Raw genomic sequence first — 18,071 nt, 5'->3', positions numbered from 1 at the left:
AAAACCCTCTACACGATTGTAGAGGGCCTTTACAAATCATCTATTTCGTCCGTTTCCGTTGCCATTTCCGTTATTTCCTCTTGTGGATGACTCTTCTTCCACAGGCTCTTCGACGGTGTCAACTCATTGTTTGTTGTTTCAACTACCATTACCGTTTCCGTTGTTTCCGAATAACGCACCTGCCCCCCCTGCACATTAAAGCTTTATCGCAGTGGGGGTCAGGAACCGTTATTATCAGATAACTTCAGTAGTTCGTGTGGTAATAGATTAAGCTTTAATGTACGAAGTGCAGCTTTTCCTTCCCAGTCTTTAAAAGCAGTAAAGAATTCAGGAAAATAGCGATCAAGCCAGTTGTGAATTTTACCTTGGACGGAGCGAAGGTCTGTAGATAGTAGCTCGCGTACTCTCATCGCCCCTCGAAGTTCGGCATAAACTCCTTCAGGGATAATTGGTTCAGCGTAACGACCATCTTTAACTAACTGCGCAATGACTTTGGCATCTTTCACATCATTTTTGGTAGGTGAATTATCGTCTAATTCTTTACTTTTCTTGGTATGCAATGGATTGACCACAACACACTTGATATTTAACTCTTTTAAATAATGTGCAAGGTTAAGCCAGTAATGTCCTGTTGGCTCCATACCAACGATGATCTTGTTCATTTGGTTATCAGCTTGAAGTTGTTTGATCCAACCCATTAAGCCATCAAACCCTGATTGCGTATTTTCAAAAGTAATAGATTTCCCTAAATCCATTCCTCTGAAATCCTGTGCTCTTGCGACGTGGTTAAACTTCGCAATATCAACACCTACGATCAGTGTTTCAGCTGTGATTTGAGCTATTTTGTGATTTTGGTTATAATTCATTAGTGAGTCCTCCTTGGTTGTCAATTAAGGGTCCTTTTGCGCGCAAAGCTTTGGACACCTCGTATCATACCAAGAGGGCTCTTTTTCTATCAAACTTCAAATTCTTTAATTATAGGAATGCTCCCCATTAGTTTAACATCATTTTCCAGTTTACAGGTACAAAAAAAGAGCTGCAACATTGCAACTCGTGATTTTACTATCGCTCCCCGTTACTTGAATAGTATTATTTTTTAATTATCTACTAACTTTAGCTCCCATTTCTCTTCGATAAGTTCTTTATTGGAAAGTATTTGAGTTTGAGTTTCCTTTAATTCAAACCCTGCTCTTTCGTAGATTTGCCTTGCTGATTTTAGTTCGCTATTAGTCCAGAGAATAATGGTCTTAAATCCACTATCTTTGCTAAAGGTAATAGCTTGTTCTACTAACTTCTGTCCATACCCAGTGCCTCGAACATTAGGTTCAACAAGAAATAAACCCAATTGTGCAGTAGTGTCACTAACTTTTTTAATACTTACGGAACCACTTTGTTTTTCACCAATCTCTAAAATGAAAATGTTTTCTTTTGAGTCTGCTCGCTCAATAAACCCACTAACACTTTCTTCAATAAAATCTCTAAAAGATAAATCGTATCTAAATTCTTTATTGTATAAATCATAGTGAGAATTTACTATGTAATCTTTATCTTCCAATCTATATGTCCGTATCATTTAATCACCTTTTTCATGTTTTTCTTCTTCAATTATTCTCTCCTTTAGTTTAAGTGAATAGTTTCACAAACTGTTGCATTTACTATTACCACATTAGCATAAATTTTCCAATTAACACTTAATCCGTATTAACTTTCTAATTGACGGGGCCTGTCCCCCGGCATACTAACGCTTTAATACACTGTGGGTCAGACGCTTTCACGTTTAACAAAAGAAATTATTTTTAATCAAAAAACCACTGTCATTAGCAACAACAGTGGTCTTCTAAAATGATGCATTACGTTGTCTGTCCAATTATCATTAATAATACCAGGAAGCTGACATCGTATCTCATTCACTTAATTTCACCATAAAAAAATGCTAAGAAATATCTCTCAGCTACTTACATTATCTATATTGTTTATGGCATTTAAAACGCCTGGCAAGCTATACGCTTGCCGTGTTGCCTGATTTCATGACCATAGAGGCTCCGTGTCAAGCTAACAACGTATGGATGAAAATGCAGGTGTTTGTATTTCCTTGATTGCCATTTCATACAAAAATTAATTGCCAAATACATCTATATAACCTTAACAAAAACTTTCTATTTGGTCTTCCGTAATCCCTTTTATTAATCTCAGTTCACTAATCAAAAATTGTTGTGCGTCATCAAACAATTTTTTCTCACTTGAATTAAGTGCTTTCTCATTCTGCATACGCTTTAGGTCACGTACCACTTCCGCACCTTCTTGTATTTTACCCGTTTTAATTTTGTCCGAGTTCACCTTATACCTTTGTTTCCACGGAAGTAATTTATCTGTCTCGCCATGATGGAAAATGTGTATGATGTTTTTTAATGCAACAATGTCAGTAACTGGGCGTATATTTGAACTCAATATCTTACCTTTAGGAATCATAACTTGCATATTACTGTTCAGCATTTTAATTACAAAATACTGTTGCTTTTTCCCTGAAATTTCCTTTTCTTCTATGTCTATAATAGTACCTGCCCCGTGCATTGGATAAACAATGTTATCGCCAATTTGAAACAAAGAACCCACCTCCATATGTGGTAACCTTATTAAGCATAACACAGGTACAGTTTTTTATCAAATTTTTAATAATATCACAAAGATACATGAGTAGTCAACTACTTTTTTTTTACACAGAATTCTTAATACTAAAACTAATAAAAACCTCCCTGCATTCGGGGCTTGAGGACGGTTACTTTTTTCTTATTTCATTGATGTAACCAAACTTAACATAACTAAGTATGAGAGTTCCGTATTTTTGTATTTTTTCTTAAGAAAAATAAATATAAGTTTAAGAGCTTTCTTTCACAAAGGCACCTGGAATGAGGACTCATGTTGCACAGTATCAGTCTACAACGTAATACAAGAGTTAATCTGTAAATAGACGCCTGAACACTAGCACGTATAGCTTTATCGTACAGGGGGCAGGAAGTTCTCTCCATAACAAAACCCTCTACACAAATGTAGAGGGTAATTTCAATTTATCTATTTCGTCCGTTGCCATTGCCCGTTATTTCCTCTTGGAGATGACTCTTCTTCCTCAGCTCTTCGGTGGAGTCAGTTGATTGTTTGTTGTTTCCACGGCCATTGCCGTTTCCATTGTTCCCTGTTGTGTTTGTAACTTCTTCCGTTGTTTCATCCACAACAGGCTCTTGGGTTGGTTCTTCAATGGTCTTTTCTTCACCTTCTGAGATGAGTAATATTTGACCAACAAAAATCGTGTCGGATTCCAAGTTGTTTAATGTTTTGATTTCATCGACAGTTACACCGTATTGTTGAGAGATGAGCCAAAGGGTTTCACCTGACTGAACCGTATGGTAAACCGCATCTGTTTCTTCTTTTGGCTCTTCAACGATCGGTCCTTCAATGACTGCGCTGCCATTGAGGTAATCATTGTAGTAATTCCACATCGCAGGGTCTTCTTGGTACAATGCCCAACTTCCTGTACCTTTGATGTCATATTTGCCAACTAACCCTAATTTACGCTTAATCGATTCTTTATTATCAAACCAAATCACATATTCACCCGGTGTTAACCTTGCCCCACCTACTGTCATGATCGGGTCATCATTTTTTACCGTAAATACAGCTTTTGGTGTTTGTGTGTTTTCATCAAAGATCACTTCTCCGTTGTACCGATCAATAACAGGTTGTATATCTTTGTGAGAAATACCGCGGCCGTTGATTACATGTCCGTCAGCATTTGTTTCCCCGTCTGTCTTCCACATACGTCCGTAAAATGACATGCCAACGACGATTTTTTCTTTCGGAACGCCTTGATTTAGGGCGTATTGAATGGAACGCTCAACAAAAGAGTAACTTGCGACCGGCCCAGGAGTGCTTCCTTGTTCAATCATTTCCGCTATTTCTGTTGCTAGAGCTTCACGTTTTTAAACGCATTTTGTCCCGCTTCAATGTCCCAATGATTTGCTAAAAACGGAACGACTTTCATTCCTCTACTGTGCATTTCATCAACAAAAGCCTTGCGATACGTGCCTGTCCAAACAAGATTTCCGTTACGATCAACGTCAAAGTAGTTCGGTGAAACCATTTTTAAAGAATCATTCGTACGATTGACTAAGTTAATATAGTTATCTGGACTTCCAAAATAAAGGTAAGACATGTTAAATCTATCATCATTTGCTGAAGCACTTGCCGTTTTATATGAAAAATCAGTAACAACCAATGAAACTACCAAAATCAACATTGTAAGTTTAGCCCAAAGACTCTTTTTCATGGATGTCATTTCTCCTCTCAATGTGAAGGGCGTGTGTTACAAATTGATTATATTCTGTAATACTCTCGTAATCTAGTAGATAATTACTGGAAAATCTATGTGTATTTTGGTAATTTGGTTGGTTGTCGACGTTCCGATAGGCAAATCTGAAAAAAACAACAAGAAAAAAGCATAGAAGGACGGTCCTTCTATGCTTGAAACTTTATGGATAAATTAAAATATTAATATAAAAACTTTTAACAACTTCGCATTTTCTCATACTGAAATATTTACTCTTACATTCCTAACAAAATTAAGGTCTTACTGTTTCAGTTAATGTTACTATCCACAGCCAATAATTCTGATAGTTTCTCTCTAAGCTTCTTTTCCTCCCCACTCCCTGTTGTTTTCATTCTAATAATCGGAATGTCATATTTCTTTAAGATCGTATCTTTCATTTCATCTCTTTTACGCTGGACAGGATTGTTTGCATGGTAGGCATGTCCGTCGACTTCAACCACTAAGACTGGCATTTTATCTATTTTGTTATAAATAACAAAGTCTGTATGAGTTAATATATTCATCGCGTATTTTCGTTCTTCGTCAGTAAGCTTAACTGGGTCCTTGATGAGCATCCTTAAAGGTTGATGTAGTACATGGTCAAGACTTTGAAATTTTGGTAAACTTAACACCTTTTCTATAACATTATTCATCAGGTTTTCTGAGTCAAACTTAGACACTTTTTTACTACGTTTCCTCACTTCCATCAATTTATCAGAATAACTACTGTAAAGCAGGTCAAATACTGAGTAGATTTGGCTCTCAATAACTTCAAAATTATTGTATTTTATATACCTTACCAAATCACCAATGTTTGTTCCTTTCCAATTCTCACTACCATCCGCAACAACAACAATTAATTGATCTACAGCTCTGGAAACAGCTACATTTATAAGGTTAGGGTCATCGACAAAATAATTAGCATTAACTTCATTGGCAACAGTCGTAAGAATAATGATATCCCTTTCCCGGCCTTGGTACTTATGAACTGTGTCTGCCTCTATATTGCGGGTTCCAATAACCTTCTGTAGTTCATTAGCCTGTAACCGGTACGGTGTAATAGCCCCTAATGATTGTTTTTCGAGATCAAATTTTTGCTTCGGAATGATCTCTTCAAAAACAATATCAATCTGTCGTTGATTGAACTTTCCTCGTGCATGATTACCTTTTACCGTCTTATAAAGAACAAGTGGTTTATCACTCTCATTATCGTCAGTTAAGACAATGAGTTCGTTATTGTAAAACTTCTGGTTACAATATCCGATTATTTGAGGGTGACAACGATAATGCTCCTTTAACAGCGTTTTAGGAATATCTTTATATAAATTTTGAAATGAGGATAATAAACTGTTATTTGCATAATTGTAGGCCTCGTTTAAGTCGTAAGATTCAAATATTCCTGTAGTTACTTTTCTTGTATCAGGAGGAACAACATTTGGGAGTTGCTTTTGATCACCTACAATGACGGCATTCTTGGCACATGACAAAGCTAGAGCACCTGTAACAATATCAACCTGTGATGCTTCATCAATTAAGACATAATCAAATAAATAGTTCTTTGCTGCACAGTTACGAAGCGAATGAGTGGTACTCAAGATAACTGGGTATTCATTTATAAAACCATTAAAATTTCTCCAAAGGACATCAGAAGTAAAGACATTCCTGCTTCGCTTCTTACCATATGTTCCAGCTAATTGAGCTTTAAACAGCTTCATCGAATCACTGCTGTATTGTTTCATTGCATTCTCAAAATCGTAATCTGCTAACTTTGTTTCTAACTGGTTAATTTGGTTTTGTATCTCATTTATTTTCGCTTCGTAGTAAGTTTTTTGCAGGTATGAAATAACAACTTCTTTCGGGATCTTATAAAACTTAAAATTATATATTCGATAGGCTACCATGTTATATAATTTATTCTTTACAGTAAACGTGCCTTCGTCAGCCATTTGCTTATATTCGACCAATAACTTTAATAGCTTATTTGATCTAAAACGAGAAAAGGATTTTATATGGAGAGCTTTAAAGTTAGACTCCGTATAATATTTATTAAAATATTCATATTCTGTGTTTAGTGATGCAAGCTCTTGTTTTAAAACAGCTTGTTTATTTTTATAAGCAAGCATTTCATTTAACTTTTTCTGTTCGACTTTTAAACTTTTCTTTATCGATCGAAAATCCTCTTTAGACAACTGCCAATTACTCATATTTGGGTATGTATTCTTTTGATTTCCAAAAAACTTCTCCTTGTTTTCCTTACTTCCTAGGTAAGCAGCGATAAAATCGAGGCCATATTTTTCTAGCTTCTCAACAACATTTGCGGTTGCTGAGTTATTATTAGAGACAACCGCTACTGTTTTTCCGTTCACAACAGCATTGGCAATGATATTTAAAATCGTTTGCGTTTTCCCAGTTCCAGGTGGCCCTTCAATAATACTAGCCTGTTCTGTTATCGCATTTTCTGTTGCTGCTTTTTGACTTAAGTTAAAACCGAATGGAAAAATAAGTTGTGGTATCTCATCTTCACTACTTAAGGGTTTTGCTTCTAAATATGAAGATAGGACACTTCGAGGACTGACAGTGGTAAGTTCGCTATACTGTTTGCTTAATAAGCTCATTCTCCCATCAACTTTTACACTGACATGATCAGCCAGTGTTTTCAAATACACGAAACAGTTATTTGCATTTTGGTTATTTAAGCACGTTTCTTCAATATAAAGTTGAAAGCTTCGATATACTTTTTTATAACCTGTTTTAAAAACAAGACGAATATATGATCCAAAATCTAGTATTTTAACAATCCCTGAAATCGGTTGATTGTTTTCATACACAATATTCGTTGACGGCTCAATATATTTTGGGTTGCGATACCACTCTATATTGTTAGCGTTGTATTTAAAAACCTTATGATTATTTAGGAACTTAATGCTGTATTTGCCACTTTCATATTTACAAAAGTCAATTTTTTCTGTCTTATCCTCGCCCTTTACAAGAATTAAATGTCTCTGTATATCCAACGTTTTGGCACCTCTAACTTTTATATTTACTAGTATGGATAGATTATCAAATAACGTGCCTGACCCCAATCACCTTAAAGCTTAATCGTACCGTAGGTCAGGAATCGTTATTAAATTTATTTTTGCTCTTGCTTTTTAAATACGTAACCACTTCTTGGACATGGTTTATAAATTCTTGCGGTGACAATTTGCTATGACGCCCATCATATGTGCTAGTGTTTTATTATATAATGACGCTTTCGAGAAAGTCGCAAGAGAACCTTGTAAATACCTTCCAACTAGACGCGCTTAGTCTGGCAAACTTTCACCGTTGTATTCCCCTGCATCCCAATAACCTCTTTCAATATATTCTCCCTTAGAAGTTTCGACTAACTCTTCTTCGTTAAAAGCTAAACTTTCATAAACTCCCGACGGCCCTAATGTTTCTGTTTCAAGAAGGAAATATGCCCATTCGTATTCAGCATTTGGAAACCACTGAAAAGTTAGTTTTTTAGGTTTCAGTATATGAGCAATCGAACCTAAATTTAATTCTATACAACCTGCTTCGCTTGAGACTGTACAACCGTGCAAGCCTAGTCCACCGCCATTTGGTAAGAATGTATGATTTGCGGCAGTACTTCTACCGACATAATCCATTACTTTAACAATGTCATAAAGGTTATTCCACTCTTTTTCTAATGGAACTTCACCATTGAATAACGCTTTAATCATTTCCTCCCACTTTGGCAGGTGTTTAATTCCAAATTCGTCTCTCAATCATCACCCTCCTAAAATATCCCATTCGACAAAAAGGTATTTATTCCTGCTTATTTCTATTTATTTACAAAAATAGACGACCCGTCATGAGTCGTCCTTGTAAATTCTTTTGATTTAAATTTGCCCTGATCATTTAATTTTGGTAAATAACTTTACAGCTATTGATTAGATCCTTTGTTATTGAAATATTCCAAGCTCTCATTCTTTTATGCCACCTCTTAAGTTTTATAAATCCACCCCACTCTAATTCATAAATTGAATTTAAGGTGAAGTCCTTATTAAAAATAACTATTATCACATATTCAAATTTCTGTTTATCTTCAACTTCACTTTCAGGGTCATTAAGGCCATAAAAAACTCCAGTAACACTCCCAGTAGTTGCTTTTATACTGTATCTATCACCATTTATACTTATAGCATCTATATTCTGAGTACCTGTTGGAGCAGCTTGAAGTTTGGGTAAACCAGATGTGTCTTGATAATATTTGATAGCTAGGTATTCTCCTAACTCTCCAACAACATTATTAGTTCTGATCATTCCTCTTATTTTTAATTCACTTAACCATTCCCCATAAACTTCTACTAAATCATAATCATTCATTTGTTTAAATATCTCTTTAACTTCCATACTCATACCTTCCTGCCGCCTCCTAAAAAATATGTCCAAAATTTGTTATTTAAACACAAATATGTTTAGGTATAAATTTAATATATCAATTTACACACTATTAACATAGTTTTATAATATAAGTTTACCAATATTACTCAAGACAACAATTTATTTTTGAGTTATATAACATATTTATTGACTTATTTTGTACAAGCCTTCATAATAACCCTATAAAAGTTAAATATTTTTTTAACTCCAATGGAGGGTTATGAAATGTACAATATTAGTAAAGACAAAGTAAGATTACATATGAAAAGAAAAGGAATCTCTACTCAAAAAGAATTAGCTGAATACTTAGGGCTTAGTAAAAACCAACTCTCTATGTTGCTTTCCCCCAACTTTAACCCTATTAAATCTAATGCATTAAAGCTATGTGAAGTTTTAGATGTGAACTTTGAAGAAATACTAGATTCAGAGCAACTAACACTTGGTTTTGAAGAGCCTGAATTAGATAACCCCCAGGAAGAAGGTTTCAATGTAAAGGACTTTATAAAGGACTTTGAAGGGTATAATTTTGTAGATGTAAGAGGTATGAAAGCTAAAAGTAACTTTTCTGTTGTTGAACTTTTTGCAGGTGCAGGTGGGTTAGCTTTAGGATTAGAACAATCTGGATTCAATTCTAAAGGGCTAGTAGAAATTGATAAGCATGCATGCCAAACTCTCAGAAAAAACAGACCAAATTGGAATGTCATTCAAGAAGATATTATTGAAGTAGTTGAACAGGGTATTAGAAATTATGTGGATATGCCAATAGGTGAGCTTGATCTTTTATCAGGAGGTTATCCTTGTCAGGCTTTTAGCTATGCAGGAAAAAAGATGGGACTTTCTGATGCAAGGGGTACAATGTTTTATTACTATGCACAAGTTTTAAAGCAACTACTTCCTAAAATGTTTTTAGCTGAAAATGTAAAGGGATTAGTAAACCATGATAATGGTAGAACCTTAGCATTAATGTTAAAAGTATTCTCTGAAATTGGATATACTGTTAAATGGAAAATATTAAGAGCATTAGATTATGATGTAGCTCAAAAAAGAGAAAGAATAGTGCTAGTTGGAATTAGAAATGACTTAGTTAAAGAATATGATATTGAATACTTTTTCCCAGAACCTTATGGATATGAACTTACTCTTAAAGATATTTTAAAAGATGTGCCACAATCTGATGGTGCAAAATATCCTGAATCTAAAAGCAAAGTCCTAGACCTAGTACCTCCGGGGGGATATTGGAGAGATCTTCCTGATGAAATAGCAAAGGATTATATGGGTAAAAGTTATTACTCAGGTGGGGGGAGAACAGGAATGGCAAGAAGATTATCATGGGATGAACCTTCCCTTACCTTGACCTGTTCTCCAGCTCAAAAACAAACAGAAAGATGCCATCCAGATGAAACAAGACCATTTACTGTTAGAGAGTATTCAAGAATACAGAGCTTCCCTGATGACTGGAAATTTGATTGTTCTACAAACAATGCATATAAACAAATAGGAAATGCTGTACCTGTCAATATGGCTAAAGCTATTGGTTTATCAATTGTAAATATATTAAACCAAATAAAACACCCTTATAATAGTGTTAATGGAAAAGGTGATCAAGAAGTTAGAAGAAATGAAAAACACTATGTCACAAGTTAGTGAAGAATAGGAAACTTTCTGAGGAAGAACAAAACCAATTAGCAACCAATTATTCCTTTAAAAAGTTTTAATGAGGTTGATATTGATCTTGATGAATAAATATAAATAGAGAGGGGAACTCCCCCTCTTTTTTATTTATTTTTATAAGGAGTGGATGGTTCTGCTACTTTTAGTGCCTCCTCCTCTTTGAATAATGTTAATTCAATGTCCTCTGCTAATTCCTTAATTACTCTTTCTACAAGTTCAGAGGAATCATACTCTTCTGCTACTTCTCCCATAGCATCACTAATTATTTGATAAAAATTAGAATGCCCAGTTAACCTATGCCAAAATTCTTCACCTACAATAACAGGATAGTCTTTATTTACCCTTTTGTAGTGTTGACTTAATTGCTTTGGCTGCCCATAGAAAACCCCAACTATTAAATCATTTAATCCAATATTTAAGTTATTTGTTCTTGCTAAATTCTTTACTCCAGCAAAATGGTTTTTTATTGTTTCAACATCGTCACTATTGATTGTATTTGGGCCAGCTTTTACTTGACAATATTTTCTTTTACCATCTATCTTATCGATGAATTCAATATCAATTCCAGAGGTAGTTGATGCAAACCCTTCCAAAATTTCACTACAATACTTTTGTAATTGAGTACCAAAGCTGGTATTAATAGAAGTACCTAGAATTCTTGGATAAACTAATGCTTTAGCAATACTTATTGAATCAACCTTCCCTGTCAAAAACCTCGCCTTATACATGTCTAGGAATGGGTTCAGATTAAAATTTTTTAACTTTACTAATTTTGAGGTATTCTTCACATGGTTTTTAGCAATTTCATTCCTGAAAAAGGTTTTAAATTTTAAAATGATATTATCCAGGGTTTGTTGATCTAACTTTTGTTGTGACACTTTATCCCTCCCTTAAAGTTTACACATAAATCCATGCCAATTTTACCATTACTTTCCTAATGTTTAAAGTTTAATTATTTTATCATAATGAAAATCAGGTTAGGTTAAAAGAAGGTTGTGTTCGCCTTCATCTAGCCATGGTGTTACAATGAAACACTTGCTCTACTACTTTCTCTCCTGTCTGGCGTGCGAGAATGCCGTCTCGGTATTTATGTATCTCGCCTAATGCATTCGACATGTTTGCAGCTCCCCGATACTTTGGGTCAAAGATATACATAAAACCGTTACCTTCAAATGATGATTTTTGGGATCCTACGGTGCGCATATGTATGAAATATAGGTGAATTCACTTGATATACTAGCTGGAAAAAGTTTCCCCGTTTTTTAAGTGAACCTTACTTTCTTGGTAGACTGATAAACTGTCGAAATACCCATCCTTTATCATTTTAAACAGCCTGGACATATCATTAATGGAGTCAATCCTCCTAAATACTTCAAATTACTTACGTAACACTTTACTTCTCTTATATCATTTAAAGACGCATGGGGAGGGTACTCGTGCTTCCTTAATAGCATTTTTAGCTATATATTCTTAGACTCCATTCTTAAAGTAACAAAATACATTGCCCCTATACAAAATGATGTTCACTTTTTTTTAGCTTTTTTCTCAAAATATCTCTCCAATCTATACTCACAGATCTCCTGTGTCCATTTGTAAACGCACTCATTAGTTTCATCACTGAAAAATAAGTTTAAAGTGAAACTTTTCCCATCAAAAGAAGAAATGTCACTAAATCGAGACATTGGCATTCTGGCAATAAGTTTTGCTACCTCATCGATATCATTCGCAGTCAAATTTTGCTTGTCCTTATCATTGAAGTCAATTTTTCTCCGGTATTCATTTTCAGTATAATAGTCAAAAAAATACGGTGCTACTTCCTTTGGAGTCACTGGTTCTAACCATTCGTTTTGGCCTCGATTTAACATATATTGTAGTACGACCATCTTGTAGCTTTTACTTACCTTACTAAAAAACACTCTTTCAACTTCCTTAATCCAAGCTTCTCCTTCTAAATAGGCCTTTTGTTCATTATCTGTTAATTCTTCCGCCCAATTAAGAAAGCCCACATAAGATTTAAATTCTTTATATATAGCATCCGAATTTTCATATCCATGTCGGTGGAACTCTAAGTATGTAGGGCGATAGCCAATCTCTTCTTTTAATCGATCATATGCATTTAATATCTTTTGCTTTCTAGGATTAAACTTTTTCTTAAACTCTTCTAGTAAATCAACAGCCTTAAGATCCATATCTATCAAACAAGATTCAGGAACAGTAGGGACAACTTTGCTACGGGGCTTCTCCCGCTCTTCTTCTGAACGAGTATCCAAAAGACCGAGTTTTAAGTCCGCATTACGGTAGTTACCGATGAGGTCAATCACAACACAATGCTCTTTGCCTTGATGGAGACGCAGTCCACGTCCTATTTGTTGTGTGAAAATCGTCAATGATTCAGTCGGTCTAACAAATAACAAGGTGTCGAGCGCTGGAATATCTGTTCCTTCATTAAATAAATCAACGGTAAAGATGATGTCTATCTTCCCTGCCGTGATTTGTTCAATCGCTTCTTTTCGTGTAATTCCTTCTGCCGCAGAATGCAAGCCGACAGCGGTTACTCCTTGTTTTTTAAAGTAACCTACTAAAAAGTTTACTTGCTTGATCGATGAACAAAAGGCAAGAGTCCGGGTCTGCTTATGTTTTTCCCACGCATTGAACACTTTTTCTGCATAGTCTTCCCGCAATTGTTTTTTCAGAAGTTCGTCTTGATCATACCTTGTGCCAAGCCACTTCACTTCGGAGTAATCGGTATCATCATAAATGCCGTAATAATGAAACGGAGAAAGCCAGCCAATTTGAATCGCTTCAAGAAAGTGCATTTGAAAAGCAACGTTCCCTTCGCAAAGAGAGAAAACATCCTTTCCATCCATCCGATCTGGTGTTGCTGTTAACCCTAATAAAAACCGAGGCTCAAAGTAGTCCAATGCTCTCATATAAGAATTTGCCGCGGCATGATGAAATTCATCAATAATGATTAAATCAAATTCGTCCGGATCCAATGCTTTCAGTTGCTTGTCACTCGATAGTGTAAAAATCGATGCAAAAACATGATCAGCATTTGTTTCTTTCACATTCGCTTTTAAAATACCAGTCGTATTTTCTGGCATTACATGTTGAAACGATTTTTGTGCCTGGTATAAAATTTCTTCTCGGTGAGCAATGAATAAGACTTTGGAATATTGTCTCGCGAAAAAGGCGGCTAAATATGTTTTTCCAAGGCCCGTCGCCATGACCACCATTGCTTTGTTATATCCTTCTTCTACGGTGTCCTTTAAAGATTGTAACGCATCCACTTGAGGTCCGCGCGGTTCAATCTTTGTCACATATTCCTCTTTTGTTTCTGCAATCGCACTCTCTTCTCGTCTATCGCTTGCGAGCATTAAGCTCTTTTCGTCTTCCTCAGTCCACCAGCGTGCAAACTCTGGAAGTTCACGCCTTTTCTCATTATAAAGTTGTCCGTAATTTTTTAGCGTCTCTTCATTTAAAGGGACCGTTTGCTCATGATAAAAAAGCCTTAAAAATTCTTCACGGGCTTCATTAATTGCTTCTTCTGCCAGTTCGTTGGATACAGCGAGGTTCCATTCCACACCATTTGTTAAGGCTGAAGAAGATAGATTCGACGAACCAACATATAACGTGCCATCATGACTGTTTTCTATTAGGTAAGCTTTTGGATGAAACGACTTCCCTTCACTGCGCCACATTCGAATTTCGACGTTTGGATCGATATGTAATAGTTTTTCAAGTGCCTCTGGCTGAGTGACAAACATATAATCACCCGTACAAATTTTTATATCAGCACCTCGCTCGGCCGCTCGTTTTAACGCAGGAGTCAGCAATTCAACTCCAGTTTTCATAGAAAAAGAAACGAGGATATAAACGGTTGAAGCTTGATCGATTTTTGCTGTGATTTCTTTGATTAATTGATTTGTTATGAGTTTTACTTCGCTCATTTTTATCCTCCTTCCGTCCTTAATACTTCTGTTTTTCTGGAATCACTCCACGTACACCGCCACGCGGGTCCTCCATATCTCCTTCGTATCTTGGAATCACGTGCATATGCACATGGAAGACGGTCTGCCCCGCTACTTGTCCGCAATTGATTCCGACATTGAAGCCGTCTGGAGACAGCTCTTCTATTTGAATATCCCGAATTTGTTCCGCAAGCTCTTGCATCGCGTCTTTCTCTTCTTTTGTCGTATCAAAATAATCCGCCACATGCCGCTTCGGAATCACAAGAGCATGTCCTTTCGCAACAGGGTATTTATCATAAATTACGAATGCATAGTCGTTTTCTAGTATGTAATCGTTCAGTTCGCAGAATAGGCAAGTCAAAATGTACACCTCACTTTTTGGAAGCGTGGGGACGGTTCGGGACCAGTGAAAAAGTGAGAACTAAAAGTCCCGATCGCTATATATAGGGTGGTAAACATAGTTTTGGTTCTGTATATCGTATGGTTTGATCACTACTTTAACTTTTCAGCGACTTTTTCACCAGTCTTGGACGGTTCGCATGCTTCCAAATTTGTAATATATAAGGAATATTTTACTATGTATATTTATTAATTGGAAGTATAAGGAGGCGTGGTTCTGTTTCATTGTTCTCTTAAAAAAGTGCCAGTTTCATTAATGCAACTGGCACTTTTTTAAAACAGAAAAGGCTTTTATACAATCTATTTTTTACTACAATTCCATTTTCTCTTCTATTTGTAACTCATTCATAGTCGTAACCATTGGTAGAAATAAAGGAGCAATGATTTTTGTGATTTCGTAAATCTTTTCAGTTACATCAATTTCTTCATTTTCATCTTCGTTTTGTTTTGTTTCCTTATGCGTGTAATGTTGTAATATCGCTAATGCAATTAGAGACATACCATATTTATACTGAGATTTTATTACATTCATTTTTTCATTGTCTTTATGCTTTAATAACTCTGACTGAAGGTAGACATTATCCATATTTACAAAAAAATCATATACTCCGTCATCTTCCTTTGCTCTAAGAACTGCTTCTTCGTTCATTTGATGTTTTGACCACTCTTGTTTTTTTACTTCGATAAGCTCAGGAGGAGCAAGGTTTGGTTTATTTTTTTTCATCCCTTTACTCGGAGTTGCTTTCATAACATAAATGATAAACTTTTCAATAAAGGGCTCTTTTCTTGAACCATCTGTAACTTCTATCTTATATTCTAATTGATCCCCTACTCTACATTTCGTTGGAAGAGTAATATTTAATGAAGCTCGACCTGAAACAAGGTTCATAGAATATGTCGGTACATTTACACCATTAACAGTCAATTTAATCTGTCCCGGTTTATCTTTTCTACCAAAATACCCGTTTTCAGCATCGGTCTCAAAAATCACTCTCGCCTTTCTATTTTTTGGGACCGATTTTAATAAACGCGATACTTTTCCTTTAAGGTGAAAGTATGTTGGAAAGAATTCACCTTTAAAGTCACTATTAGGATGTTGGTTTTCGCCACCGTTATCACCTTTATCTTCTCCATCTTCATCACCTATATCAAATGGGTTTATTACTTTACTTCCATAGCTCAAAAAATCTTTCAAGGATGGTGACTGCTTCATTATTTTGTTCAATACTTCTGATAAAGGCTTTGAATCACCTATTTTATCTTCTATAGCTTTTTTCCTTCTCTCCTTTTGGAGTTCTTTAAGTAATACATTGTTTTTAAAGGTATCTTCTAAACAATCTTCAATTGTTTTTTTCAAATCACCGTCCCTTAACTTATCCCTACTATTCATAAATAAATCTTCTCTTGAGCGTAAATCTAAATCCGAGCAGTCTAGAACGGCTAACAGAGAATCTTTGATGTACCCTAAACCGACTTTCTTTCTTCCAAACAAACTTTTTGGAAGAAAACCATGCGCTTGACCATTAATTACAAAAATAACCCCTTCTTGTTTTCTATAATTGTCATCATTTCCCTCTTTAAACGCATAAAGAGAGTATTTTATCTTCTGATTGTTAACGGTTATTTCACTTCGGTAAGGAAAATTCTCTTCTAAATTTTTATTACGATCTTCTTCCAACCTAACCCTCAACCCATTAATCGTTGTTTCTAAAGTGTTACCTTTATAATCACGTGTTTCTATAATTCTAATAGGTAGCGCAACGTTTGGCATTAAAAGCGATAGCCTATAGTATAAATCAAACGTTGAAACCGAGGTACAACCCGGAATTTTATATTCATACAATTTAATAAAAGTCCCCCATTTGAACTTACTTTCAGGTAAAACGTTAAATTCATCAGCTTTAAATTTCAATATATTACCACCCGGGGCCAAATACTCGTAAGAAGAACTTTTAGCTCCCTTTTTTGGTGGGCTTCTCCGGACAATTGACACACCCCAATAATCTTTTGTATGATCTATTTTTTTATCAAATTCATTAAATCGATCGGGTATTCTCGGACATCTTTTTGAAATAATCAGTTGAAAGTTATTCTCCCCGCAAAATTGAAGGACTCCAGTACCTCCCATATTAAACTTCCCTTGAACAAAAGGAATTCTTAGTTTATTAGATTTACTTAAAGATAGAATTGTTTCCGGTAACCGACTTGGAGATTGACCTTCACCAAGGTCGACTACACAATAATTTGGTTTACTTTTGCTGCCTGTTGTATATAGTCTTATATTTTGAGCCAACATATTTCTCTCATTTTTATTTAAATGAATTAAATTTCCTTCTGAAACTTGATAGAACTTTTCTAGAGCATCTCTAATTGATGGTGGAGCTTCAACACCGGTCGGGTCTATCGCTTCTTCCATACACTTTCGAATTAACACAGCATCAACACTATTGATTAACTTTTCAACTAAAGCAGCATCTGCTGAACTTTGTTGGGCTCCAATGACCGAAAAATTATTTTCATTATTACCAAATGGCTTCCAACATAATTCATCATTAAAATAACCATATTCTTTTAATACTTTTATAACTTCTCCTTCGCTTTCAGTATTAGCTAAGTTTATGGCGAATTCTTTCACATCATTATTTGTTAGCATTCTACTCCCCCGATCAAAAAGTTGTATATTTCTAGATAACTAATTCAAAATAATTTTCTTGATCGCATCGTAAGCCGCTTCTTTTTTTAAAATACCTTGTTCTTGGAAAGCAATAATTGTATTAATTTCATTTTTATTTAATTCTACCTGAGTGTTTACCTCACGATCAGTAATATCTAATGTTTTTGTTAAGTCTACACAAAAGTCCGTTTCTTGATAGCTTTTTGCATAAGCAACAATTTCCGACTTTTTCACTTGATACATATTTGTCTTGTATTCTTTACCACTAAACTTCCCTTGTTTCGCCCCCTCTAGAAAGAACTCATAATACTCTCTATATTCGTTTTCTGTTTTTCCTACAATGTCTAAAAATAATCTAGCAGCATCCGGACACGTCATATAACCTGGGTCAACTTTATAACTTTTCCTTTTTCTCATGACGTCCTCCTTTGTTCATGTACTAATTCTTATGTATTGTGAAAATTGTCCTATTCCAAAATGTTCCAAAACATTACAAATCAAATCCAAAGGAAAGGAAACAAAACGAGACAAATGAAAAACCCCACACCGAACAAACAGTATGGGAAAA

14 protein-coding genes and 1 pseudogene are annotated in these 18,071 nt (G+C 35.2%); 1 reads left to right on the top strand and 14 read right to left on the bottom strand.

The features are described 5' to 3' along the window. Positions 1-29: 29 nt before the first annotated feature. From LGQ02_RS09870 to LGQ02_RS09830, 9 genes and pseudogenes are all read right to left on the bottom strand, one after another. Positions 30-179, bottom strand: coding sequence for a hypothetical protein (locus LGQ02_RS09870; protein WP_226517983.1), 150 nt, complete (start codon positions 177-179; stop codon positions 30-32). 54 nt (positions 180-233) lie between these two features. After that, a pseudogene (locus tag LGQ02_RS09865) lies at positions 234-866 on the bottom strand (IS110 family transposase); the annotation flags it as partial. Positions 867-1,096: 230 nt separating this feature from the next. Next, on the bottom strand, positions 1,097-1,555 hold the full coding sequence (locus tag LGQ02_RS09860; RefSeq protein ID WP_226517982.1) for a GNAT family N-acetyltransferase: 459 nt from the start codon (positions 1,553-1,555) through the stop codon (positions 1,097-1,099). Between the two features lie 587 nt (positions 1,556-2,142). Further along, positions 2,143-2,604, bottom strand: coding sequence for a CarD family transcriptional regulator (locus tag LGQ02_RS09855; protein ID WP_226517981.1), 462 nt, complete (start codon positions 2,602-2,604; stop codon positions 2,143-2,145). Positions 2,605-3,065: 461 nt separating this feature from the next. Continuing rightward, positions 3,066-3,941, bottom strand: a complete 876-nt coding sequence (locus LGQ02_RS09850) for a LysM peptidoglycan-binding domain-containing protein (RefSeq protein WP_226517980.1) — start codon at positions 3,939-3,941, stop codon at positions 3,066-3,068. A 17-nt stretch (positions 3,942-3,958) separates the two neighbouring features. Next, positions 3,959-4,321 (bottom strand): hypothetical protein, encoded by a 363-nt coding sequence (locus LGQ02_RS09845; protein WP_226517979.1) that lies wholly within the window; start codon positions 4,319-4,321, stop codon positions 3,959-3,961. Between the two features lie 308 nt (positions 4,322-4,629). After that, positions 4,630-7,374: an AAA domain-containing protein gene (locus tag LGQ02_RS09840; RefSeq protein WP_226517978.1), complete on the bottom strand. Its 2,745-nt coding sequence runs from the start codon at positions 7,372-7,374 to the stop codon at positions 4,630-4,632. A gap of 288 nt (positions 7,375-7,662) precedes the next feature. Further along, entirely contained in the window at positions 7,663-8,130 is a 468-nt protein-coding gene (locus LGQ02_RS09835) for a hypothetical protein (RefSeq protein WP_226517977.1), read from the bottom strand. 133 nt (positions 8,131-8,263) lie between these two features. Continuing rightward, positions 8,264-8,764 (bottom strand): hypothetical protein, encoded by a 501-nt coding sequence (locus tag LGQ02_RS09830; RefSeq protein WP_226517976.1) that lies wholly within the window; start codon positions 8,762-8,764, stop codon positions 8,264-8,266. Positions 8,765-9,013: 249 nt separating this feature from the next. Between LGQ02_RS09830 and dcm the strand changes: the two genes are divergently transcribed. Beyond that, positions 9,014-10,432 (top strand): DNA cytosine methyltransferase, encoded by a 1,419-nt coding sequence (dcm, locus tag LGQ02_RS09825; RefSeq protein ID WP_226517975.1) that lies wholly within the window; start codon positions 9,014-9,016, stop codon positions 10,430-10,432. Positions 10,433-10,563: 131 nt separating this feature from the next. On the opposite strand, the gene LGQ02_RS09820 is transcribed toward dcm, so the two are convergent. From LGQ02_RS09820 to LGQ02_RS09800, 5 genes are all read right to left on the bottom strand, one after another. Next, positions 10,564-11,337: a PmeII family type II restriction endonuclease gene (locus LGQ02_RS09820; RefSeq protein WP_226517974.1), complete on the bottom strand. Its 774-nt coding sequence runs from the start codon at positions 11,335-11,337 to the stop codon at positions 10,564-10,566. A gap of 645 nt (positions 11,338-11,982) precedes the next feature. Then, positions 11,983-14,409, bottom strand: coding sequence for a DEAD/DEAH box helicase family protein (locus LGQ02_RS09815; RefSeq protein ID WP_226517973.1), 2,427 nt, complete (start codon positions 14,407-14,409; stop codon positions 11,983-11,985). A 19-nt stretch (positions 14,410-14,428) separates the two neighbouring features. Then, positions 14,429-14,800, bottom strand: a complete 372-nt coding sequence (locus LGQ02_RS09810) for an HIT family protein (RefSeq protein ID WP_226517972.1) — start codon at positions 14,798-14,800, stop codon at positions 14,429-14,431. Between the two features lie 339 nt (positions 14,801-15,139). Beyond that, a complete protein-coding gene (locus LGQ02_RS09805) occupies positions 15,140-17,482 on the bottom strand; it encodes a hypothetical protein (protein WP_226517971.1) in 2,343 nt (780 codons plus the stop codon). Positions 17,483-17,521: 39 nt separating this feature from the next. Continuing rightward, complete coding sequence (locus LGQ02_RS09800) at positions 17,522-17,920, bottom strand: hypothetical protein (protein ID WP_226517970.1); 399 nt, start codon at positions 17,918-17,920, stop codon at positions 17,522-17,524. Positions 17,921-18,071 lie beyond the last annotated feature (151 nt).

Source organism: Bacillus shivajii, from assembly GCF_020519665.1.
Taxonomy (GTDB): Bacteria; Bacillota; Bacilli; order Bacillales; family Salisediminibacteriaceae; genus Bacillus_CA; species Bacillus_CA shivajii.
The sequence above is the reverse complement of the archived record's forward strand: the minus strand, read 5'-3'. Positions and strand labels throughout refer to the sequence as shown.